Here is a 21,189-nt window from a genome sequence, read left to right as displayed (position 1 = left end):
ATCACGCGAGCATGTCAGGCGGGCAGGTCACGCGAACAGAGCCGCAGGCGGACAGGTTCAGGCGAGCAGGGCGGCGGACTGCATCAGGGTCAGCCCGATCAGCACCAGGCCGATGACCGCGCCGCCGCCGACCTGGAACAGGGTGCGTCTCGACCGGGGCGCGTAGGCGAGCACCAGGGCCATCGCCGCACCGGCGGTCAGCCCGCCGAGGTGGCCGGCGATGGAGATGCCGGGGACGGCGAAGGTGAAGACCAGGTTGATCACCAGGATCGGGATCACCGACGAGGTGTCCCGGCCCAGCCGCCGCATGATCACGAACAGCGCGGCGAAGAGCCCGAAGATCGCGGTCGACGCGCCGACCGTCCGGGCCTGTGGCGCGCTGAAGAGGTACGCCGCGACGTTGCCGCCGACCCCGGCGACCAGGTAGAGCGCCAGGAACCGCAGTGGCCCGAGGGTGGCCTCCAGGGACCGGCCCAGCACCCAGAGCGCCCAACTGTTCATCAGCAGGTGCAGCAGCCCGTAGTGCAGGAACATCGCGGTGAAGAGGCGGTAATATTCGCCGGCCGCGATGCCCTCCTCGACCCCGAACGGGCCGACCCGGTCCAGGCCGAGCACCGCGCCCCAGTCGGTGAGCGGGGTCGCCCCGCCGAGCAGGCCGCCGAAGCCGGCACCGGCCACCGCGTCGCCGCCCCGGGCGGTGTAGATGGAGAGCAGGATCAACGCGACGTTGATCCCGATGAGCACCTTCGTGACGTAGCCCTGGCGACCGGCGGCACCGCCACCGAAGACGGTACGCGCCGGCCGCTGCCCGCGACGGCCCTCCGCCACGCACTCCGGGCACTGGTGCCCGACCGATGCCTCGCGCATGCAGTCCGGACAGATCGGCCGGTCGCACCGCGTACACCGGACGTAGGTCTCCCGGGACGGATGGCGGTAACAGACCGGTGTCGTCGGCGGAGACTCGCTCATGCCGGTCCTCCACTCATGCCGGCACTCCGCTTCGCTCCGTCACGAGGCACAACCGCGCTGAGCTTGCCGATTCGCTCGCTACGCTCGCTCACGCCGGCACCCCGCCGTGCCCGATCATCCGCGACCTCCGCCCGCTACGACTCATGCAGGCAAAGGTACCCGGGATCGACGTCAGCCGTCCTTACGCTCGATCTCGACGCGCTCGATGACCACATCCTGGAGCGGCCGGTCCTGGGCGCCGGTCGGAGTGTTGGCGATCGAATCGACGACCTTCGCCGACTGCTCGTCCGCGACCTGACCGAAGATGGTGTGCCGGTTGTTCAGGTGCGGCGTCGGGCCGACGGTGATGAAGAACTGCGACCCGTTGGTGCCCGGCCCGGCGTTCGCCATCGCGAGCAGGTAGGGCCGGTCGAACCGCAGGTCCGGGTGGAACTCGTCGGCGAAGTTGTAACCCGGGCCACCCCGGCCGGTACCGGTCGGGTCACCCATCTGGACCATGAACCCGCTGATCACCCGGTGCGAGATGGTGCCGTCGTAGTACGGCCCGCTGCCCGGCTGGCCGGTGCGCGGGTCGGTGTACTGCCGGGTCCCCTCGGCGAGTTCCACGAAGTTCCGCACGGTCTTGGGTGCGTGGTTCGGAAACAGCTCCAGCCGGATCGGACCGGCGTTGGTGTGCAGGATTGCGTAGGCGGCCTCGGCCACGAGTACTCCTCGATCGACATGCCGCCGGCCGGAGGTGCCGACCGGCGGGGCGGTCCGCCGGCCAGGAGGCGCAGGCCGGCGCTGGTAGGTGCTTCTAAGCGGATCCTCCCATGTGCCCGTTCTGGCAGTGCGGGCGCATCCGAGGGTGCAGGATGACGGGGGAACAACACCCAAGGAGGTGGGGACCGGTGTTCGGATTCGGGGGGCGCAGATCCCGCAGGAAACTCGTCAAGGCCGAACTGGGCGAGAGCCTCGATCACCTGATGCGTGCGGCCACCCACGCCGCGTCCGGGGTCGGGGCCACGGTGGGACCTCGGGCGTACGCCGCCCGGGCCTACCTGTCGCCGACGGCGACCAGGCTGCGGACGACGGCGTCGGACGGTTGGGACTCGGCGGTGACCAGGTTGACGCCGTTGGCCTCGGCCGCCGCGGACAGTGCCCGCCAGGCCGGCTCGGTCGCCCGCAAGACGAGGTCGAAGAAGATGAGGGCGATGCGGAAGAAGAACTCGATGATGCGTCGACGCTGGCCGGTACTGACCGGGCTGCTGGTCGCCGGGGCGGTGGCCGGGGCCGCGGGCGCGGCGGCGATGCGCCGACGGGGCCAGCGCCCGTGGGACGAGTACGACCCGGCGGCCACGCTGGACGCCGTACGCGGCGACGCCGCCACGATCGTGGGCAGTTCGGCCGGCGGGATGACGCGCGAGCCCGTCGCGCCGAAGTCCGCGCCGACGGAGAAGGGCAAGGACCGTACGGCCTCCGCCGGGGAGAAGATCTCGACCGGGCCGATCACCGAGGGTGCCAAGAAGGTCGCGACCAAGGGCGGCGACAAGTCCGACGGACTGCTTGGTACGGCCGCCGCGCCGTCCCGCAACAGCGGTAGCTGACCGGCGGCGTGGGGCCGGGGATGGCCCCACGCCGCGACCGGTCGTCCACCGGGAACCGGTCGTTCCCGTGTCGCTCTGGTGGTTCGAGCAGCTCGCCGGAATCGTTCAGAGCCAGCGGTTGCGGCGGAACCAGCGGTAGAGCCCGAGCGAGATCACCAGCATCAGGGCGAGCACCACCGGATAGCCGTACTTCCAGCCGGTCTCCGGCATGAAGTCGAAGTTCATCCCGTAGATCCCGGCGATCGCGGTCCAGACCGCGGCGATGGCGGCCCAGGCGGCGATCTTGCGCATGTCGTTGTTCTGGTCGACGGTCACCTGGGCCAGCCGGGCCTGGAGGATGGAGTTGAGCAGGTCGTCGTAGGAGTTGACCTGTTCGACCGTACGGGCCAGGTGGTCCTGCACGTCTCGGAAGTACCGCCGGATCTCCTTCGGCACCTCCCGGTTCACCTGGGCGGTCAGGCTCATCAGCGGGCGTTGCAGCGGAACGACGGCCCGCTTGAACTCGACCAGTTCCCGCTTCATCTGGTAGATCCGCTGGATCCGGCCGTGCGCCTGCCGGGCGAAGACCTCGCCCTCCAGCACGTCCAGGTCGTCGCCGACCCGGTCGGTCACCTCCAGGTAGATGTCCACCACCCGGTCCATCACCGCGTACGCCACCGCCCACGGCCCCTGCCGGAGGATTTCCTGCCGGGCCTCCAGGTCGGAACGGACCGGCGCCAGCCGGCAGGCGTCGCCGTGTCGGACGGTGACCACGAAGTTCGGCCCGATGAAGAGCATCACCTGGCCGGTCTCGATCACCTCGGAGTTCTCGGTCAGCTCGCCGTGCCGGACATACCGGACGGTACGCAGTACCAGGAAGCTGACCTCGCCGAACCGCTCCAGCTTGGGCCGCTGCTCCGCCTTGACCGCGTCCTCGACGGCCAGCTCGTGCAGCCCGTACGCCGCCGCGATGCCGGCCATCTCCGCCTGGCTCGGCTCGTGCACGCCCAGCCACACGAAGGCACCGGGCTGGTCCCGTGCCGCCTCCAGCGCGTCGGCGTAGGTCACCTGCCCCGGCTGCCGTACGCCGTCGACGTAGAGCCCGCAGTCGACCACGCCCTGCCCGTCCGGCCGGGAGTCCTCCCGGTTCCGCTGCTGGTTGACGTCGGTGCTCAGTATCCGGGTCACCGCCGCCCGCACCGGGGCCGTCCAGGCGGACCGGGGTCTCGGCCGGCTGTTCCCGCTGACCGCCGTCCGATCGGAATCGACTTGATCCGGCATCGCCACCGCCCCCCTTCGGCCACCGTTCGGGTGCGGCTTGCAGCGTACGCCGCCGGTGCCCGGTGCCCGACATGTCACGGATCACCCCGCACCCTGCCGCGCCGGCGGCCGGACCGGCGCGGCAGGTTCCGGGCCTGTCCGGCGGAGCACGCGGGCCGGAAAAGTGGCGCCGGGTGGACCGTCCACGTCGGGGGGTAAGGTGCGGACGGCCCACCCGGCACCGTGGGGGGCGGGGGTTCTGCTCCGGGCGCGCCAGCCGCGGTCTGCGGCCCGCCGTCCCGGTCAAAGGGGCGGGCGTGACGCGAGTGGCGCTCGCAGCATTGTGGGCCGGCTACCGGCGCGTAGGAAGCCCCGAATCAGCCCTCGGCCACTATTGTCAGATATCTGACACAAGCCCCCGCCGCAACCGCCGGTCGGCTAGGCAACCGCCGCCCGCCCCGGCCGGAACGGCAAAAGCCGGGGTACGGCGACCCGGCGGCCTCCCTCGACCGCCCCGTCCCGTACCCCGGCTCCCGTGTCAGTGGTCGCCCGGCTCCCAGCAGTTACTCGCGTACCGCCCGTACCGCGTCGGCGAGCCGGCGGACCCCCTCGTCGATCTGGTCGACCGTCACCCCGGAGTACGCCAGCCGCAGCGCGTGCTGACCCCCCTCGACCAGGAAGTCGCTGCCCTTGACCACCGTGACGCCGCGCTCCGCCGCCGCCGGTGCGAGCCGGTCCACGTGCACGTTCTGCGGCAGCTCGACCCAGAGGAAGTAGCCGCCGTTCGGCTCGGTGAACCGGGCGTCCGGGATGTGCGTACGCAGCGCCGTGGCCAGCGCGGCAGCCCGGTCGCCCAGGGCGGTGCTGACGGTCCGGATCGACCGCTCCAGGTCGCCGCTGACGCAGAACTGGTGCACGATCGCCTGGGCCACCATGCCGGGCGAGATGTAGAGGTTGGTCGCCTCCCGGGCGATGTCGCCGATCAGCGGGGCGGGACCGACCAGGTAGCCGACCCGGACACCGGGACAGACCGTCTTGGTGAAGCTGGACGCGTGCACCACCCGCCCCCGCTGGTCGAGGGAGAGCATCGAGGGCAGCGGCTCGCCCCGGAACCGGATGTCCGCGTACGGGTCGTCCTCGAAGATCGTGAAGTCGTACTCGTCGGCCAGGTCGAGCAGGGCCTGCCGCTTCTCCGCCGACAGGGTCACCCCGGCCGGGTTCTGGAAGTTGGGGATGATGTGCGCCAGCTTGGGGCGTACCCCGGACTCCAGCAGCTTGCCCAGCTCGTCGGTGTCGACCCCGTCCGGCTGGATGGTCACCGCGTGCAGCTCGGCGCCCTGACGTTGCAGGTTGAGCAGGGTCCGGTCGTAGGTCGGCCGCTCCACCACGACCGCGTCACCGGCGGTCACCAGGTGCTGGAACAGGAACGCGTCGGCCTGGAGGGAGCCGTTGGTGACCAGGACCTGGTCGACGTCGACGCCGTGCTTCTCGGCGATCCACTTCCGCAGGGGCGGGTATCCGACGGATGTCCCGTACCCGGTGATGCCGGCCGGGTCGGCGTCGAAGGCGCGTCCGGCCGCGGCCTTCAGCCCCTCGATGTCGACGATGTCCAGCGACGGCGCCCCACGGGCGAAAGAGATCAGCTGCTCGGCAGTCATGACTACCCAGCGTACGGCCGCCGCCAGCACTCCGGGCGCAGGCACGACAATGTCCGTATCTTGAGCAGGCCATACCCGTCCGCCGGGCGTTTCGCCCCGGCCGGTACCGATCCGGCACCCGGCTGACCGGCTGGCGGCGGGGCCGGCCACCGGACCGGCCCCGGCACCGTGGATCAGATCGAGGCGACCGCCGGGGCGCCCACCCAGACCCGGACGATGTCCCGGACCGAGATCATCCCGACCACCTCGCTGCCGTCGAGCACCACCAGGTGCCGGAAACCGCCCCGGGACATCGCCTCGGCCGCCTCGTGCACGCTCCAGTCCGGCCCGGCGTAGACCACGTCCCAGGTCAGGTGCGCGGCGGTCCGCTCGACGTCGACGTCGAGGCCGGCGCCGACGGCTTTCAACACGTCGCGTTCGGTCATGATGCCGACCCCCTCGGAGTCGGGGTCGATGACCACCGCCGAGCCGACACCCCGCTCGGCCATCATTCCGGCGGCCTGCCGGAGCGTGTGCTCCGGGCCGACCACCAGGACATTGCCGGACATCGCTTCACGTACCCGCATCACTCATCACATCCTTGGGACGGGGACACCGGTTACGGACAGACTGGACGCTCACCCGGGGAAGTACAAGCCGGCAATGTGGGGTACGGGACCGGGGTGGCTAGTCTCGACCCGTGTCCACAGAGCCCCTACGCTGCGCCGGAGCCCTGATCGTCGACGACGAGGGCCGGATCTTCTTCCAGCGGCGGTCCCCCGACCGGAAGCTCTTTCCCAACACCTGGGACATCGTCGGCGGTCATCTCGAACCGGGCGAGACGGTCGAGGAGGCGCTGTTCCGCGAGGTCACCGAGGAGACCGGCTGGACCGTCTCGCTGGTGCTGGGCACCGTCGGCGAATACCGCTACACGCCCGACGACGGCATCGACCGGATCGAGACCGACTTCCTCGTCCGGGTCGACGGCGACCTGGCCCGTCCCCGGCTGGAGCCGGGCAAGCACACCGAGTTCCGCTGGCTCCGCGAGGACGAGGTCGCGGTACTCGACGAGCACCGCGACGTCAACGACGGGCTGATCCGGCGGATCGCGGAGGACGGCTTCCGCGCCCTGCATCTGATCGGCCTGTGAACGACCCGGTCCCGCTCGCGCCGCACCAGGCCGCCGCACTGGTCTGGCCGGCCGTCGACCGGGTTTTCCGCGCGGTGATGGCGACCGCCCGCGCGCGGGGCGGCGCCGAACTGGTGCAGAGCTACGGCGGACCGGCGGCGACCGGCTTCCTGGTCGACTTCCGGACCAGGCTGGCGACCCCGGGCGGGACCGTCGACAACACCGGGCTGGCCGCCCTGCTCCGCTACGGCGACCCGGTCGAGTGCCAGCGGGTGCTGGACAAGCAGGTCGCGCACGGCATGCTGCACCGGCGGCCGGACGGCGCGATCTCGGCCACCGAACGCGGCCGGGCCTTCCTGGCCGAGCTCGCCACGCTGCACGCCGGGGTGACCGGGGAGATCTGGGCGGCACACCCCGAACGGGTACGCCGGCTCGTCGGTACCCTCGGCCGGCTGCTCTCGGCCGCACTCGACGAACTGCGTCCCGCCCCGGCACCGACACCCGGGCACGGTCACCTGCCGCCGGCACCGGTCGACTGCGGCGGCCCGGTCGAGGGGCCGGTCGACGGCCGGGCGTTCGCGGCGATGGCACCGCCGTACGAGCCGGACGGGACCCCGCCGGGCGTACTGCTGCTCAACCGGCTCGGCGTGCTGCGGTACCACCGGGCGGACGCGCACGCTGCGGCGTGGCAGGCCGCCGGGCACACCGCACGGAGCATCGTCGAACTCGCTGCGGGGCCGGAGCGGCTCGCCATCGAGTTGGAGACGGACCGCCGGGCCGCCGGGCCGTACGCCGTACTGGAGCCGCCGGAGCGGCTGCTCCTGCTCGCCGACCTGGCCGCGCTGCCCGGCTGACCAGGCCGGCGTCCCCTCCCCGGCACCGGTGGTCCGGTCCCTGTCCTGACGGGCGGTTTCCACCCGTTCACGATGCGTTCCATCGACATGGGTTGGCCGGCTGTTTGCCGGGAATTCGTACTCCTGACACGCAGCGCTATCCTCCCTGCGTTGGACGTGTCGCGAGGAAGGACCCGGGGATGATCGGTGTGGTACTGGCCGCGGGGGCGGGTCGCCGGCTGCGGCCGTACACGGACACCCTGCCCAAGGCGCTCATTCCGGTCGACGGCGAGACGACGATCCTCGACATCGCGCTGCGCAACCTGGCCGAGGTCGGGCTCACCGACGTGACAGTGGTGGTCGGGTACGCGGCCGAGGCGGTCGAGTCCCGGCAGTCCGCCCTCCAGGACCGGTACGGCGTGAAGCTCAGCCTGGTGCACAACGACAAGGCCGAGGAGTGGAACAACGCGTACTCGCTCTGGCTGGCCCGGGAGCACTTCGCCCAGGGCGCGCTGCTGGTCAACGGCGACACCGTGCACCCGGTCGACGTGGAGAAGACCCTGCTCGCGCGGCGCGGCCCGGGCATCCTGCTCGCGGTCGACACCGTCAAGAAGCTCGCCGACGAGGAGATGAAGACGATCTTCGACGACTCCGGCCAGCTCACCCGGATCAGCAAGCTGATGGACCCGGCGCAGGCGTACGGGGAGTACATCGGGGCGACCCTGATCGAGTCCCGGGTCGCCGATGAACTGGCCGACGCCCTCGAAGCGACCTGGCGGCGCGACCCGAACCTCTACTACGAGGACGGCTACCAGGAGTTCGCGGAGCGCGGCGGGGAGGTGCGGGCAGCACCGATCGGCGACCTGCCGTGGGTCGAGGTCGACAACCACGAGGACCTGGCCCGAGCCCGGGAGATCGCATGCCACTACTAGCCCGTACCGTCAACACCCCGCTGGTCATCGACGTGCGCCGCGGCGCGGTCGCGGACCTCGGCGCGCTGCTCGCCGACCGGCGCATCTCGGCCGGCGGCGAGGTGGCGGTGGTGGTCGGCCCCGGGCAGGGCGAGCGGATCGCCGAGTTGTGCCGGCCCGGTCTCGGCAACGCCGACGTCTTCACCGTCACCGGCGGCACCCTGGACGCCGCCCAGGAACTCGGCGACAACCTGCACCGCCGCTCCTACGACGCGGTGGTCGGGATCGGCGGCGGCAAGACCATCGACACCGCGAAGTGGGCCGCGTCCCGGTACGGCATTCCGATGGTGACCGTGGCGACCAGCCTGGCGCACGACGGCATCGCCTCGCCGACCGCCTCGCTGGACCACGACGGCGGCAAGGGCTCCTACGGGGTGCACATCCCGATCGCCATCGTGGTCGACCTCGATTTCGTGGAGAACGGCCCGGACCGGCAGACCCAGGCCGGCATCGGGGACGCGCTGAGCAACCTGAGCGCGGTCGCGGACTGGGAACTGGCCCATCGGGTACGCCAGGAGCCGATCGACGGGCTCGCCGTCACGCTGGCCCGCTCGGGCGCCGAGGCACTGCTCAACCACCCTGGCAAGATCACTGACGACGCCTTCCTGACCACGCTGGCCGAGGCGCTGATCCTGGGCGGTATCGCCTCCTCGATCTGCGGCTCGACCCGGCCGGTCAGCGGCGGCTGCCACGAGATCTCGCACGCGCTGGACCGGCTCAACCCGGGTACGGGGTCGCACGGCGAGCAGGTCGGGCTCGGCGCGCTGTTCTGCACCTTCCTGCGCGGCGACCTCGAACGGTTCGGCCAACTCGCGAGCTGCCTGCACCGGCACGGCCTGCCCACCACCCCGGCCGAACTGGGGATATCCGACGAGGAGTTCGTGGCGGCCGTCCACTATGCACCGAACACCCGGCCGGACCGGTACACCGTTCTGGAACACCTCGACCTGCCTCCTGCCCAGATCGGTGAACGGCTGGCAAACTACATCGATGCACTCCGTGAACATCTCGGCTGACCTGGTGTCCCCGCCCACCGCCGCAGACTTCTACCGGGTCAACCGGGGCGGTGGCCTGTTCAGCGAGGCGATCAGCCAGCGGATCGGTGCGGCACTGGCCCTGGCCGCGCACCGGATGGGGCTGCCGCCCACGGCGCTGACCATGGGCAACCTGGTGCTCGGGCTGGCGGTCTCGGTGACCGTGGTGACCCTGGCCGAGCCGGTCGCCGCCGGAGACGTACCGGCCTGGGTGGTCGGGCTGGTCGCGCTGGTCGGCTGGCAGGTCGCGTACGCCCTCGACTGTGCGGACGGTCAGCTCGCCCGGGTTACCGGGCAGGGCAGCCCGGCCGGTGCCCGGGTGGACGTGCTCTGTGACGTGGCGGCCCAGATCGCCCTGGTCACCGCGCTGTCGGCGACGGCGGTGGCACAGCGGCCGTCGGCGCCGATCTGGCTGGTCGCGGCGTTTGCCGGTACCTGGATGGTCAACCTGGTGACCTCGGTGATGGCCGCCGGCCCGAACGCGGCCAGCATGGTCACCTCGACTTCGCTGCCGGTACGCCTGGTGAAGCTGATCCGGGACTACGGCGCGGTGATCTTCCTGGCCGGGCTGGTACTCGCCCTGGTGCCGGAGTGGACGACCTGGCTGATCGCCGCGTTCACCCTCGTCAACGGCGGCTTCCTGCTGGCCAGCATCGCCTTCTCGGCCCGCGCCTCGCTCCGCTGACCCGTCCGCTCCACCTCCGCGCCATCCCGCGCGAGACCCGACCGCCGTTGCGCGCGCAAGGCTGACCGCCACCCCGGTGCACGGGGCTGACCGCCGTCCCGCTCCGCGCACCCCGGCCGCGATCCGTCGGCCGGGGTGGCGGCGGACCGGTCAGCGCCGGGCCATCCCGGCGTACACGTCCAGGAGTTGCTTGGTGACCACGTCGGGGTGGAAGGTGCGCTCGTAGCGGGCGCGGGCCAGCGGGGCGACCCCGGCGGCGGCGCTCCGGGCCGCCGGCAGCGCGGCGGCCAGGTCGGCGGCGTCCGGCCGGACGAGCCAGCCCGCCGCCCCGGCCGGGTCGTCCGCGCCGACGAGATACGGAATTCCGCCGAGCGCCGTACCCAGCACCGGACGCCCGGCGGCCAGCGCCTCGATCACCACCGTCGGCAGTACGTCGTGCCAGGTCGGTACGGCCAGCACAACGGCGGTGGCCCGGAGTGCGGCGGCCACCCCGGGCCGGTCCAGCGGGCCGAGGAACTCGACGTCGGCGCGTTCGGCGGCAGCCGCCTCGGCCAGCGGGCGCAGTTCGCCGTCCCCGGCGATGCGCAGCGGCCCGAGCGCGCCCACCGGATGCCGGCGCCAGGCGTCGAGCAGCAGCCCGACCCCCTTCTCCGGGGAGAGCCGGCCGAAGAACAGGAAGCCGTCGCCGAGCGGTGGCGGCGGGCCCGGGTCCGGGATCGCGTTCGGCTTGACCACGATCCGCTCGTCCGGGATGCCGTAGTCGCGCAGGTGCGCGGCGATCCCGGAGGTGAGCGCGATGTAGCGGTCCACCGAGCGCCAGGTCGGCCGGTGTACGGCCAGCGTCGTCGCCATCAGCGCGCTCTGTGCCCGGGAGCCCCGGTAGCAGCGGTGCACGATCGCCGGCACGCCGAGCGCCCGGCCCCGGCAGTCCTGGCAGATCCGGCCGTCCCGGAAGTAGAGCCCGGAGGAGCAGACCTGCCGGTAGTTGTGCACCGTCTGCACCACCGGCACCCCGTGCCTGTGCGCGGTCCGGACCACCCAGGGCGAGAGCAGCGGGTACGGGTTGTGCAGGTGCAGAACGTCCGGCCGGTGTTCGGTGATCAGTCGGCTCAGCTCCTGTTGCGCCTTTGGCGCGTAGATCGGCGAGATCGGCAGCAGCGCCTTGGCCGTCGGCGAGAACTCCGCGATCTCGTCGGAACTGCGCAGGAAGGGATGGACTGTCACCCCCGCCGCCCGGAGCTGGGTGATCTCCTGGTCGACGATGGTGTTCTCGCCGGACGGCTGCGCCTCGCGGTACCGGTTGTGCGCGACGATCACCTGCACGCCGGTCGTCCCTCCTCCATGATCGCGTCCTCCCCGTCCGCGCGTCCTGCGCGTGGCCGGGATTGAACGCTACCGTTTATCCCGTGCCCGAGTTACCTGAGGTGGAGGCCCTCGCCGGCTACCTGCGCGAGCGGGCGGTCGGCCTGCGCGTCGACCGGATCGAGGTCGCGGCGATCAGCGCCCTGAAGACGTACGACCCTGCGCCGTCGGCGGCGTCCGGGCGGGAGGTCGTGGCGGCGGGCCGGCACGGCAAGTTCCTCGACGTGACGCTGGCCGGTGACGGCGTACCCGACCTGCACCTGGTGACGCACCTGGCCCGGGCCGGCTGGCTGCACTACCGGGAGGCGTTCAACTCGACCCTGCCGCTGAAACCGGGCAAGGGCCCGATCGCGCTGCGGGTACGCCTCGACGACGGGTCCGGTTTCGACCTGACCGAGGCCGGTACGCAGAAGAGCCTCGCCGTCTACCTGGTGACCGATCCGGCGCAGGTACCCGGGGTGTCCCGGCTCGGGCCCGACGCGCTCGCCGCCGACCTGAGCACCTTCGCCGAGCGGCTGCGGAGTCGACGGGGCCAGGTGAAGGGGGTGCTGACCGACCAGGAGGTGCTGGCCGGGGTCGGCAACGCGTACTCGGACGAGATCCTGCACACCGCGAAGCTGTCGCCGTTCGCGCTGACGAACCGGCTCACCGACGAGCAGATGGCGACGCTCCACGAGGCGACCCGGCAGGTGCTCGGCGATGCGGTGGCGCGGTCGCTGGGGCAGCGGGCGGCCGAGTTGAAGGGGGAGAAACGGGCCGGGTTGCGGGTGCACGCCCGGACCGCGCTGCCCTGTCCGGTCTGCGGCGACACGATCCGTGAGGTGTCCTTCGCCGACTCCAGCCTCCAGTACTGTCCGAAATGTCAGACCGGCGGCAAGCCGCTCGCCGACCGCCGGCTCTCCCGGCTGGTCCGCTGACCCCGCAACGCCGTGCCCGCGCGCTGCGTGATCGGGGTTCGCTCCTGCGTGGTCGTGTTTGTAGGTTGAGCAATTCTGCTTGTACGTTAAGTGATCCCGGCTCGTACACCGGGTCAAAAACGCCCAGTGGGCAAGAAACCGGCCACCGCCGGGCTCTACCGCCGCCCTGATCCGTCGGTATAGTGACCCCGGTCTGCGACTCCGCTGTGGGCGGCCCCGGCTCTCGTGGCCGGCGGGGCGGGCGGCGTACTGTCCCTCGGGTCGGCGTCCCCGTTGGGCCTGCATGGGAGAGACTGAGACGGTGGGCGACCCGAGCCCTTACGGCAAATGGGCGGCACGTGTCACGCGGGAGGACGTGGGTGAGGTGACGACAAGCCTCCAGCGCCCGGTAGGCAGCGGCCGACCGAGTACTCTGCGTCACGTCGACAGCTTCGAGATCCAGCCACCGACCGCTCCGCAGACGAACGGGGTACCCCGTTCGGCGTGGGCGCGGGCGCGGCGGCGGATGTCCCGCTGGCACCGGCCGTACATCGCCATCCTGCTGCTGCTCGACTTCGGGGCGGCGGTGCTGGCGAGCTGGATCGCGATCCAGTGGTGGGACCAGGCGGCGGCCGGCTTCACCGACGCGGACAAGGACCCCACCTGGTTCCACACCGTGTCATATGCGCTGCTGCCGCTCGGCTGGCTGATCGTGCTCTGGGCCAACGGCGCGTACGACCGCCGCTACCTGGGGCTCGGCACGGACGAGTTCAAGCGGGTCACCCGGGCCGGTGTCGCGGTCGCGGCCAGCGTCTCCTTCCTCGCCTTCGCCACCAAGACCGACCTGTCCCGGTGGACCGTCGGCACCGCGCTGCTCGGCACGCTGCTGCTGGTCCTGCTGGCCCGCTCCGCCGCCCGGCTGGTCCTGCACACCGTGCGTCGGCGGTCCGGCCAGGCCGCGCAGCGGATCGTGCTGGTCGGCACCCTGCCGGAGGCGCTGGAGGTGCACACGGCGATCAGCCGCAGCCCGGCCGCCGGCCTCATCCCGGTGGCGATCCACCTCACCGACGGTTACGCGGCGGCCCGGGGCATCGAGACGCCGATCCCGGTCTACGCCGGCCGGGACATCCTCTCGCTGGTCCGCGAGGTCGGCGGCGACACCATCGCGGTCTGCGGGTCGGCCAGCACCGAGCCGGGCGAGCTGCGCCGGCTGGCCTGGCAGTTGGAGGGCTCCGGCGTCGACCTGATCGTGGCACCGCAGCTCACCGACATCGCCGGCCCCCGGGTGCACATCCGGCCGATCGAGGGTCTGCCGCTGCTGCACGTCGAGGAGCCGACGCTCTCCGGCCCGGCGCTGCTGGCCAAGAACCTGCTCGACCGGTTCGCCGCCGGGCTGGGGCTGCTGCTGCTGGTCCCGCTCTTCGTCGCGATCGCGGTCGCGATCCGGATCTCCGACCCCGGGCCGGTCTTCTTCCGGCAGCCCCGGGTCGGGCACGAGGGCCGGACCTTCCGGGTCTGGAAGTTCCGCACCATGTACGTCGACGCCGAGCAGCGCCTCGCCAGCCTGGTCGACCAGAACGAGACCGACGGCATGCTGTTCAAGATCAAGGAGGATCCCCGGGTCTTCGCGGCCGGGCGGTTCCTCCGGGCCAGCTCGCTCGACGAGCTGCCGCAGTTGATCAACGTGCTGTGGGGCGAGATGTCCCTCGTCGGACCCCGCCCGCTGCCCGCCGACGACGGCGACTTCCTCGGCGACGTACGACGCCGGCTGCTGGTCCGGCCCGGCATCACCGGGCTGTGGCAGGTCTCCGGCCGCTCCGACCTTTCCTGGGACGAGGCGGTCCGGCTGGACCTCTACTACGTCGACAACTGGTCGCTGGCGTACGACCTGAGCATCCTCTGGCGCACCGTCGGGGTGGTGCTCGCCCGCAAGGGCGCGTACTGAGCCGCCGGCCAGCGCACTCCGGCCGGCGACCGCCGCCACCACCGACGCACCACCGGCCGGGCCGACCCGGCGGCGCTCGGGCACCCGGGCGCCGAGCATCTGATCGATACACTCCCGCGCAGCGTCACCACGGCGACGATCCGGGGAGGCTACGTGACGAACCGGCCACTGACGGAGCGGGAACGGCAGCACTACTCCGAGGCACTGCACCAGCTCCTCAGCGCCAACCGCCTCGAACTGGCCGGCTTCGAGCAGCGGATCGCCGGAATCTGGGCGGCGGCCACGGTCGGGGAGGCGGACGCCGTCGTACGGGACCTCGGCATCGCGCCGCTGCGCCTCACATTCGCGGGCGCGGACGGCAGCGTGACGCTGGACCGGGACGCGGTCCTACTCACCTTCGAGCAGAAGTGGACAACCCAGCAGATCAAGCGGGTACGCAGCCCGCGCCGGATCGGTCTTCCCGCCATCGCCGCCGTGGAGTTCCAACCCCGGAAGTACCTCCGGCTGCGGCTGGCCGGCGAAGCGGCGGACTACCGGCCCCGACCGCCGGCGTTCGACGTGAACGCGCTCCAGCTCGGGTACCTCAAGGAGCCGGAACTGGACGCCCTGGTGGCCGAGCTCGACGAGCGGATCAGGTCGGAGCCCCGGACACCGGACCCGGGGCTGCTGCCACCGCAGGCCCGGGTGCCGGGGCTGCCCCCGCCGCCGCCGGGTGAGTTGTTCGTCCAGGTGGTGACCGCCTCGACAACGGCCACGCTGGACGAGAACGGTGTGCTGCTGGAGGTCAGGCGAGGCCGGCACCGGGGCAGCCGGAGATGGATCCCGCTCACCGCGATCGCGGCGGTGGAGTTCGTGCCGAACCCGCCGGGGCTCCGGCTGGGGTACCTCCGGTTCGTCCTGGCCGGGCTGCCGGCCAGCTACCTGCCGCCGAAGCCGGAGAACGACCCCGACGCCTTCGAGTTCGTCACCGGCAAGGAGGAGGGGCTGGCCGAGGAACTCGCCACCCAGGTGGCGGCGCGGATCACCCGGCCCCGGGTGGTCGATCCGACGTTGCTGCCCGGCAACGCTCCGGCGGGCTGGCCGGCGCTGGGATGGCCGGCACCGGTGCCGGCCCCCGGGCAGCCGGTGGGCAAGGTCCGCCAGCCTCCGCCAGCACCGACACCTCCGCCTGGACCGCCACTGCCGGCCGGCTATCCAGCACCGCATCCGCCTGGACCGCCACTGCCGACTGGCTATCCAGCACCGCATCCGGCCGGACCACCGCTGCCGGCCGGCTATCCGCCGCCGCAGCCGGGACTTCCGGCCCAGGCCGGCCCAGTCGGGCCGCCCGCACCCGGGATCGACGCGCCGAACCAGCTCCGGGAGTTGGCCCGGCTGCGCGCCGAGGGGCTGATCACCGATCAGGACTACGAGGCGAAGAAGCGGGAGATCCTGGACAGGTGGTGAGGCTCGTCGGCGGCGTGCCGGGCGTACCCGGACCGTTCGATCGCTTGGCGAACGAGCGGTAAGCCGTCAGGATCTCTGCGTGGGGTGGCCGAACCTGTCCACGGCGGTCGCCGTGGTGGCGATGATCAGTGCGTTGGGTGCTGCCCTCTTCGCCGTCGTCCGGCTGCGCGCCCGGCAGGGCATCGCCACCGCCACCCAACGGGCCACCTACGACGTGCTGCACACCGCCGGGCTGGCCGCCGAGCCACTGCGCGCCGGCCTGACCCCGGCCGGTGCGGCGAAGGCGGTACGCCATCTGCGTACCCTGGTCGGCTCCGCCGGACTCGCGCTGGCCGACCGGGACCGGTTGCTGGCCCTCGACGGGCGCGGCGGTCACCACGGCGAGCAGCTCCTCGCCGCCGCCGGCGGCACCATCAAGACCCGCCGGTCGGCGGTGCTCGGCGAGTCGGAGCTGCGCTGCGACCGGGTCGACTGCCCGGTACGCGGTGCCGTGATCGCGCCGCTGACCAGCCCCGACGGCCGGGCGACCGTGGCGCTGGTGGCGATCGCCGACGACCAGCCCGCGCCCGGCCTGGTGCAGGCCGCTCTGGAGACCGCACACTGGGCCGGCGCCCAGCTCGCGCTCGCCGAACTCGACTCGTCCCGGGAGCGGCTGGCCCGCGCCGAGGTACGCGCGCTGCGCGCCCAGATCAGCCCGCATTTCATCTACAACGCGCTGACCGCGATCGGCTCGTTCGTCCGGACCGACCCGGAACGGGCCCGGGAACTGATCCTCGAGTTCGCCGAGTTCACCCGGTACTCCTTCCGGGCGCACGGCGAGTTCACCACGCTCGCCGAGGAACTGCGCTCGATCGACCGCTACCTGACCATCGAGCGGGCCCGGTTCGGCGACCGGCTCCAGGTGAAGTTGCAGATCGCCCCGGAGGTGCTGCCGGTCAGCCTGCCGTTCCTCTGCCTGCAACCGCTGGTCGAGAACGCCGTCCGGCACGGGCTGTCCCGCAAGCCCGGGGTGGGGATGGTCAGCATCGAGGCCCGGGACGCCGGGGCCGAGTGCCACATCACGGTCGAGGACGACGGGGTCGGGATGGACCCGGCGGTGCTGGCCGCCGGCATCGCCGAGGCCGCCGCCGACCCGGCGGACGACTCCGGCCAGCACGTCGGTCTCTCCAACGTGGACGAACGACTCCGGTCGGTCTTCGGCGACCAGTTCGGCCTGGTCGTCGAGACGGGCCTCGGATCGGGTACGAAGGTGAGCATGCGGATACCGAAGTTCCACCGTCATGTCCGGGCGAGCGCGTGAGGGCTGATCCGTGACCGGTTTCCTGCGCGTCCTGGCGGTCGACGACGAGCCACCGGCGCTCGACGAGCTGGCGTACCACCTGCGGGCCGATCCACGGGTGTCCCGGCTGCACACCGCCGGGGACGCGACCGAGGCGCTGCGGGTGCTCCGGGACGCCGACGTCGACGTGGTCTTCCTGGACATCCGGATGCCGGGGCTCGACGGGATGGAACTGGCCCGGGTACTCCGCCGGTTCGCCCGGCCACCCGCGATCGTCTTCGTCACCGCGTACGACGACGGGGCGGTCGACGCCTTCGACCTCGGCGCCACCGACTACGTACGCAAGCCGGTCCGGGCCGAACGGCTGGCCGAGTCGCTGCGCCGGGTGGTCGGCTCCCGGGTGGTACCCACCCATCCGGCGGCACTGGCCCGGGCCGAACCCGACCCGACGATCCCGGTCGAGCTGGCCGGCACCACCCGGATGCTGCCCCGCTCCGCCGTACGCTGGGTCGAGGCGCAGGGCGACTACGCCCGGCTGCACACCTCGGACGGCTCACATCTGGTCCGGGTGCCGCTGGCCACCCTCGCCGAACGCTGGGCGGACGCGGGGTTCGTTCGGATCCACCGGTCCTACCTCGTGCAACTCCGGCTCATCGCCGAACTGCGGCTGGCCAACTCCGGGTACGTGGTGGTGGTCGACGACACCGAACTGCCGGTCAGCCGCCGGCACACCCGGGAGTTGAAGGACAAGCTCGTCCGGGCCGCCAAGCAGGACTGGAACCGCTGACGGCTGCGCCGGCGGGCTGCCGACGTACCCCGATCAGGGGTGCTGCCGGGCGTCGAGGTCGGCGGCGCGGGCGGCGAGCTAGCGGCGCTCGGGCAGGTCCGGGGCCGGCCGGCCCGCGCCGCGCTCTCCGGCCTCTCGGCGACGGAAGTCAACGGATCACCGACGGTCAGCAACGGGGGAACAATGGTGTCATCGCATCCGGTCGTCACTCGCCGGACCCTGCTCGGAACTGCCGCGCTCGCCGCGTTGGCCGGCTGCGGGAAGGGGCCCACAGCCGCCGCTCCGCATCCTTCGCCCACCACCGCGACGGCCCAGACCACCCCGCCGCCGACCACCGCCGCACCGACGGCCACGGTCAGCGGACGTCACGATCGCCTGGCCCGGCTGGAACGCGAGTTCGACGCCCGACTCGGGGTGTACGCCCTGGCCACCGGCACCGGTGCGGTCGTCGCCCACCGGGCGGACGAACGGTTCGCGTTCTGTTCGACGTTCAAGGGACTGGCGGCAGCGGCGGTGCTGGACCGGAATCCGCTGTCCCATCTGGACACCGTCGTCAGGTACGGCAGCGGCGATCTGCTGGATAACGCCGTCATCGCCCGACGGAACGTAGGCAAGGGGATGACGATCCGGCAACTCTGTGACGCGGCGGTCCGGCACAGCGACGGTACGGCCGGAAATCTCCTGCTCCGCGACCTGGGCGGCCCGGCCGAACTGACCGCGTACGTCCGCAGCCTGGGTGACACGGTCACCCGGATGGACCGGACCGAGCCGGCGATCACGCAGGCGACGCCGGGAGATCCCCGGGACACCACCTCGCCCCGGGCGTTCGGTACCAACTACCAGAAGATCGTGCTGGGCGACGCGCTGCCGCCCGAGAAGCGCGACTTCCTTCGGGACCTGCTGGAACGCAACGCCACAAGCGTCGCCCCGAAGCGGGTCCGGGCCGGCGTGCCGAAGGGGTGGCGGGTGGCCGACAAGACCGGAACCGGAAGCTACGGCACGATCAACGACATAGCCGTCGTCTGGCCTCCGGACTCCGCCCCGCTGGTCGTCGCGATCATGTCGAGCAAGGCCAGCAGGAATGCCGAGTACCAGCAGGCCCTCATCGCCGAGGCCGCCGCGTACGTGGTCGCCACCCTCACCTGAGGTCGCCACCCTCACCTGAGGTCGCCACCCTCACCTGAGGTCGCCACTCTCACCTGAGCCGGATGGGCTGCCGTTCCGCGTGCCCGGGGGTGCTGCCGGGACGCGGGTGGAGCGCCGTCCGGCGTGTCCCTGGCAGCGCCGCCGGGGACGCGGATGCACCCGGAGCCTTGACCGGCGATGCGACAATTCACTACTTCGCGGCGTGCGCGGGTGCCGGCCCGCCGGAAGCGCCCACGCCAGCGGGGATCGACATCAGCGCACCGGTCGCGCCGGAACGCCGGCCGGCGTGCCACACGGGGAGACAGACAACGATGCTCGACTCTGCGACGACCCAGGTACTCGAACCTGTGCCGCCACCACCACCGCCGAAACGACCCCGGAGCCGCGCCCGCTGGCTGCTGGTCAGCGGGCTGCTGATCCTGCTGCTGGCCGGCGCGGCACTGTTCGCGGTCGAACCGCTGCGCCATCCGCTGCCCGCGGCGGCCGTCACCCGTACCCTGCCCGTCACGGCGACCATCCCCGGCAAGGCCCCGGTGGTCCCGTGGCCGAAGACCGGACAGGCCGCGCTCTCGGTCGAGGGGGTGGGCTCGCTCGGCACCTCGGGCGGTCGCAAGGCGGTGCCGATCGCCAGTGTGACCAAGGTGATGACCGCGTACGTCATCCTCAAGGAGCACCCGCTCGACCGGGGTGAGCAGGGTCCGAAGCTCACGGTCAGCGCGGCACAGGCGGCGGCGTACCCGGCGGAGCAGGCCCGCGGCGAGTCGCTGGTACCGGTCGTCGCGGGCGCGGTCTTCACCGAGCGCCAGGCGCTCCAGGCGGTACTGCTGCCGTCGGCGAACAACATGGCCCGGATTCTCGCCGCCTGGGACGCCGGCAGCGTCGAGGCGTTCGTCGAGAAGATGAACGCCACCGCCGAAGAGCTCGGGATGAAGGACACCCACTACACCGACCCGTCCGGACTCGACCCGGACACGGTGAGCACCGCCGTCGACCAGGTGATCCTGGCCCGCGAGGCGATGAAACTGCCGGCGTTCGCGGAGATCGTGGCGCAGAAGAAGGCCACCCTGCCGGTCGCCGGGGTGGTGAAGAACTACAACTCACTGGTCGGCCGGGACGGCGTCGTCGGGATCAAGACCGGGTCCACCGACGAGGCCGGTGGCTGCCTCGTCTTCGCCGCCGTCGTCAAGGTAGGCGGCCGGAAGATCACCATCGTGGGCGCCGTCCTCGGGCAGCCCGGCGCCAACACTCCGGTACAACTGGACCGCGTGTTCAAGGCGACCCGCCCGCTGGTCCGTACCGCCGCCGCCGCGATCGGGGTACATCCGATCGTCCGTACCGGTGACCAGGTCGCCACCGTGCAGGGACCGCTGGACACCAGCACCACCATCCACGCCGGCAAGGACCTGCACGTCGTCGGCTGGCCCGGCATGCGGGTACGACTGGACGTCGAGATCCCGGCCGTGCCGGAACGGCTGCCGGCGGAAGCCGAACACGGCCAGGTCACCGCAGTCGCCGGCGACGGCGCACCGGTCGCCGGGACACTGCGCACCGGGGTACGGCTGGAGCCGCCGAGCAACTGGGAGCGAATCCGGCAACACCGCTGAGCGGATGGATCGTCGGGGACCCCGGTGGAACTCGCGTTCCTACCGGGGTCCGTCGGTTTGTGCGTTTGATTGCCGCCGTTACGCCTTCGGCTGGGTGAAGCGGATGCTGTTACCGAACGGGTCGCGCAGGCCGCAGTCGATCCCGTACGGCCGCTCGGTCGGCTCCTCGGTGAACTCGACACCCCGACCCAGCAGCGTCTCGTACGTCTTGCGGCAGTCGTCGGTGCTGAAGATCAGCCAGCCGCCGGTCGCCCCCTTGGTGACCAGCTCGCGGACCTGCTGCGCCGTCTCCTCGGACAGGGCCGGCGGCCCCGGCGTCGTCAGCAGGATCTGCCGGTTCGGGTCGCCGGGGACATTGATGGTCAGCCAGCGCATGAAGCCGAGGTCGGTGTCGGTGTTGACCTCCAGGCCGAGCTTGCCGACGTAGAAGTCAAGGGCCTCGTCCTGGTCGAGGACGAAAATCTGCGAGTGCGTGATGGCGTTGAACATGTGCATGACGCTACGGGCCGAGCCGGCCGAAAACTTATCCAAAACTGCTGAGTCGGTGGGCTGTATCAGCAGGTCAGCGGTCATCGGTCGACGGCTGGGGGCGGTCGGTGGCGGAGGTGCGGGACGGCTTGTCTCGGGCGGCTTGTGTGGGT

Annotated in this window: 20 protein-coding genes; 13 read left to right on the top strand and 7 right to left on the bottom strand. The window is 71.9% G+C overall.

Annotation, left to right across the window (positions count from 1 at the left end; genetic code table 11):
- Positions 1-57: 57 nt before the first annotated feature.
- Together Pen02_RS20675 and Pen02_RS20670 are read right to left on the bottom strand one after the other, a co-directional pair.
- The gene (locus Pen02_RS20675) at positions 58-969 is read right to left on the bottom strand and encodes a rhomboid family intramembrane serine protease (protein ID WP_203867723.1); all 912 of its coding nucleotides are present in this window, start codon (positions 967-969) and stop codon (positions 58-60) included.
- A 171-nt stretch (positions 970-1,140) separates the two neighbouring features.
- A complete protein-coding gene (locus Pen02_RS20670) occupies positions 1,141-1,671 on the bottom strand; it encodes a peptidylprolyl isomerase (protein WP_203867722.1) in 531 nt (176 codons plus the stop codon).
- 188 nt (positions 1,672-1,859) lie between these two features.
- Here Pen02_RS20670 and Pen02_RS20665 point away from each other — a divergent pair, with 188 nt between their 5' ends.
- Positions 1,860-2,555 (top strand): hypothetical protein, encoded by a 696-nt coding sequence (locus Pen02_RS20665; RefSeq protein WP_203867721.1) that lies wholly within the window; start codon positions 1,860-1,862, stop codon positions 2,553-2,555.
- A 105-nt stretch (positions 2,556-2,660) separates the two neighbouring features.
- Here the strand turns inward: Pen02_RS20665 and corA are convergent, their stop codons facing one another.
- The 3 genes from corA to Pen02_RS20650 form a co-directional block, all read right to left on the bottom strand.
- A complete protein-coding gene (corA, locus tag Pen02_RS20660) occupies positions 2,661-3,815 on the bottom strand; it encodes a magnesium/cobalt transporter CorA (RefSeq protein WP_203867720.1) in 1,155 nt (384 codons plus the stop codon).
- 542 nt (positions 3,816-4,357) lie between these two features.
- On the bottom strand, positions 4,358-5,452 hold the full coding sequence (locus tag Pen02_RS20655; RefSeq protein WP_203867719.1) for an aminotransferase-like domain-containing protein: 1,095 nt from the start codon (positions 5,450-5,452) through the stop codon (positions 4,358-4,360).
- Positions 5,453-5,625: 173 nt separating this feature from the next.
- Positions 5,626-6,018 (bottom strand): CBS domain-containing protein, encoded by a 393-nt coding sequence (locus Pen02_RS20650; protein ID WP_203867718.1) that lies wholly within the window; start codon positions 6,016-6,018, stop codon positions 5,626-5,628.
- Between the two features lie 113 nt (positions 6,019-6,131).
- Here Pen02_RS20650 and Pen02_RS20645 point away from each other — a divergent pair, with 113 nt between their 5' ends.
- The 5 genes from Pen02_RS20645 to Pen02_RS20625 all read left to right on the top strand — a co-directional run bounded on the left by Pen02_RS20645 (position 6,132) and on the right by Pen02_RS20625 (position 10,083).
- Positions 6,132-6,581 (top strand): NUDIX hydrolase, encoded by a 450-nt coding sequence (locus Pen02_RS20645; RefSeq protein WP_203867717.1) that lies wholly within the window; start codon positions 6,132-6,134, stop codon positions 6,579-6,581.
- Positions 6,578-7,414 carry a winged helix DNA-binding protein gene (locus tag Pen02_RS20640; protein WP_203867716.1) on the top strand — a complete coding sequence of 279 codons (837 nt, stop codon included), beginning with the start codon at positions 6,578-6,580 and terminating at the stop codon, positions 7,412-7,414. The genes Pen02_RS20645 and Pen02_RS20640 overlap by 4 nt, the downstream gene beginning before the upstream one ends.
- A 179-nt stretch (positions 7,415-7,593) precedes the next feature.
- Positions 7,594-8,325: a phosphocholine cytidylyltransferase family protein gene (locus Pen02_RS20635; RefSeq protein WP_203867715.1), complete on the top strand. Its 732-nt coding sequence runs from the start codon at positions 7,594-7,596 to the stop codon at positions 8,323-8,325.
- The gene (locus tag Pen02_RS20630; protein WP_203867714.1) at positions 8,313-9,380 is read left to right on the top strand and encodes an iron-containing alcohol dehydrogenase family protein; all 1,068 of its coding nucleotides are present in this window, start codon (positions 8,313-8,315) and stop codon (positions 9,378-9,380) included. The genes Pen02_RS20635 and Pen02_RS20630 overlap by 13 nt, the downstream gene beginning before the upstream one ends.
- Positions 9,355-10,083, top strand: a complete 729-nt coding sequence (locus Pen02_RS20625) for a CDP-alcohol phosphatidyltransferase family protein (RefSeq protein WP_203867713.1) — start codon at positions 9,355-9,357, stop codon at positions 10,081-10,083. Before Pen02_RS20630 ends, Pen02_RS20625 begins: the two co-directional genes overlap by 26 nt.
- Before the next feature lie 150 nt (positions 10,084-10,233).
- On the opposite strand, the gene Pen02_RS20620 is transcribed toward Pen02_RS20625, so the two are convergent.
- Positions 10,234-11,406 (bottom strand): glycosyltransferase family 4 protein, encoded by a 1,173-nt coding sequence (locus Pen02_RS20620; protein WP_203867712.1) that lies wholly within the window; start codon positions 11,404-11,406, stop codon positions 10,234-10,236.
- An 83-nt stretch (positions 11,407-11,489) separates the two neighbouring features.
- On the opposite strand from Pen02_RS20620, the gene Pen02_RS20615 reads away from it, so the two are divergent.
- The 7 genes from Pen02_RS20615 to Pen02_RS20585 all read left to right on the top strand — a co-directional run bounded on the left by Pen02_RS20615 (position 11,490) and on the right by Pen02_RS20585 (position 20,548).
- Entirely contained in the window at positions 11,490-12,362 is an 873-nt protein-coding gene (locus Pen02_RS20615) for an Fpg/Nei family DNA glycosylase (protein ID WP_203867711.1), read from the top strand.
- A 355-nt stretch (positions 12,363-12,717) separates the two neighbouring features.
- Positions 12,718-14,286 carry a sugar transferase gene (locus Pen02_RS20610; protein WP_239141015.1) on the top strand — a complete coding sequence of 523 codons (1,569 nt, stop codon included), beginning with the start codon at positions 12,718-12,720 and terminating at the stop codon, positions 14,284-14,286.
- Between the two features lie 153 nt (positions 14,287-14,439).
- Positions 14,440-15,732: a DUF4429 domain-containing protein gene (locus tag Pen02_RS20605; RefSeq protein WP_203867710.1), complete on the top strand. Its 1,293-nt coding sequence runs from the start codon at positions 14,440-14,442 to the stop codon at positions 15,730-15,732.
- 121 nt (positions 15,733-15,853) lie between these two features.
- Positions 15,854-17,032, top strand: coding sequence for a sensor histidine kinase (locus Pen02_RS20600; RefSeq protein WP_372445640.1), 1,179 nt, complete (start codon positions 15,854-15,856; stop codon positions 17,030-17,032).
- Between the two features lie 10 nt (positions 17,033-17,042).
- The gene (locus tag Pen02_RS20595) at positions 17,043-17,798 is read left to right on the top strand and encodes a LytR/AlgR family response regulator transcription factor (RefSeq protein WP_203867708.1); all 756 of its coding nucleotides are present in this window, start codon (positions 17,043-17,045) and stop codon (positions 17,796-17,798) included.
- Positions 17,799-17,981: 183 nt separating this feature from the next.
- Positions 17,982-18,944: a class A beta-lactamase gene (bla, locus tag Pen02_RS20590; RefSeq protein ID WP_203867766.1), complete on the top strand. Its 963-nt coding sequence runs from the start codon at positions 17,982-17,984 to the stop codon at positions 18,942-18,944.
- Positions 18,945-19,255: 311 nt separating this feature from the next.
- Complete coding sequence (locus Pen02_RS20585; RefSeq protein WP_203867707.1) at positions 19,256-20,548, top strand: D-alanyl-D-alanine carboxypeptidase family protein; 1,293 nt, start codon at positions 19,256-19,258, stop codon at positions 20,546-20,548.
- 78 nt (positions 20,549-20,626) lie between these two features.
- On the opposite strand, the gene Pen02_RS20580 is transcribed toward Pen02_RS20585, so the two are convergent.
- The gene (locus Pen02_RS20580; protein WP_203867706.1) at positions 20,627-21,037 is read right to left on the bottom strand and encodes a VOC family protein; all 411 of its coding nucleotides are present in this window, start codon (positions 21,035-21,037) and stop codon (positions 20,627-20,629) included.
- Positions 21,038-21,189 lie beyond the last annotated feature (152 nt).

The sequence above is a fragment of the Plantactinospora endophytica genome (assembly GCF_016862915.1).
GTDB lineage: Bacteria > Actinomycetota > Actinomycetes > Mycobacteriales > Micromonosporaceae > Plantactinospora > Plantactinospora endophytica.
This window is presented reverse-complemented; position numbering and strand designations above follow the sequence as displayed.

What these genes read in the sequence shown, in the direction of transcription:
- Pen02_RS20675 (WP_203867723.1), bottom strand. Translation starts at nt 969, where the DNA reads ATGAGCGAGTCTCCGCCGACGACACCGGTCTGTTACCGCCATCCGTCC.
- corA (WP_203867720.1), bottom strand. Translation starts at nt 3,815, where the DNA reads ATGCCGGATCAAGTCGATTCCGATCGGACGGCGGTCAGCGGGAACAGC.
- Pen02_RS20655 (WP_203867719.1), bottom strand. Translation starts at nt 5,452, where the DNA reads ATGACTGCCGAGCAGCTGATCTCTTTCGCCCGTGGGGCGCCGTCGCTG.
- Pen02_RS20650 (WP_203867718.1), bottom strand. Translation starts at nt 6,018, where the DNA reads ATGCGGGTACGTGAAGCGATGTCCGGCAATGTCCTGGTGGTCGGCCCG.
- Pen02_RS20635 (WP_203867715.1), top strand. Translation starts at nt 7,594, where the DNA reads ATGATCGGTGTGGTACTGGCCGCGGGGGCGGGTCGCCGGCTGCGGCCG.
- Pen02_RS20630 (WP_203867714.1), top strand. Translation starts at nt 8,313, where the DNA reads ATGCCACTACTAGCCCGTACCGTCAACACCCCGCTGGTCATCGACGTG.
- Pen02_RS20625 (WP_203867713.1), top strand. Translation starts at nt 9,355, where the DNA reads ATGCACTCCGTGAACATCTCGGCTGACCTGGTGTCCCCGCCCACCGCC.
- Pen02_RS20600 (WP_372445640.1), top strand. Translation starts at nt 15,854, where the DNA reads ATGATCAGTGCGTTGGGTGCTGCCCTCTTCGCCGTCGTCCGGCTGCGC.
- bla (WP_203867766.1), top strand. Translation starts at nt 17,982, where the DNA reads ATGGTGTCATCGCATCCGGTCGTCACTCGCCGGACCCTGCTCGGAACT.
- Pen02_RS20585 (WP_203867707.1), top strand. Translation starts at nt 19,256, where the DNA reads ATGCTCGACTCTGCGACGACCCAGGTACTCGAACCTGTGCCGCCACCA.
- Pen02_RS20580 (WP_203867706.1), bottom strand. Translation starts at nt 21,037, where the DNA reads ATGTTCAACGCCATCACGCACTCGCAGATTTTCGTCCTCGACCAGGAC.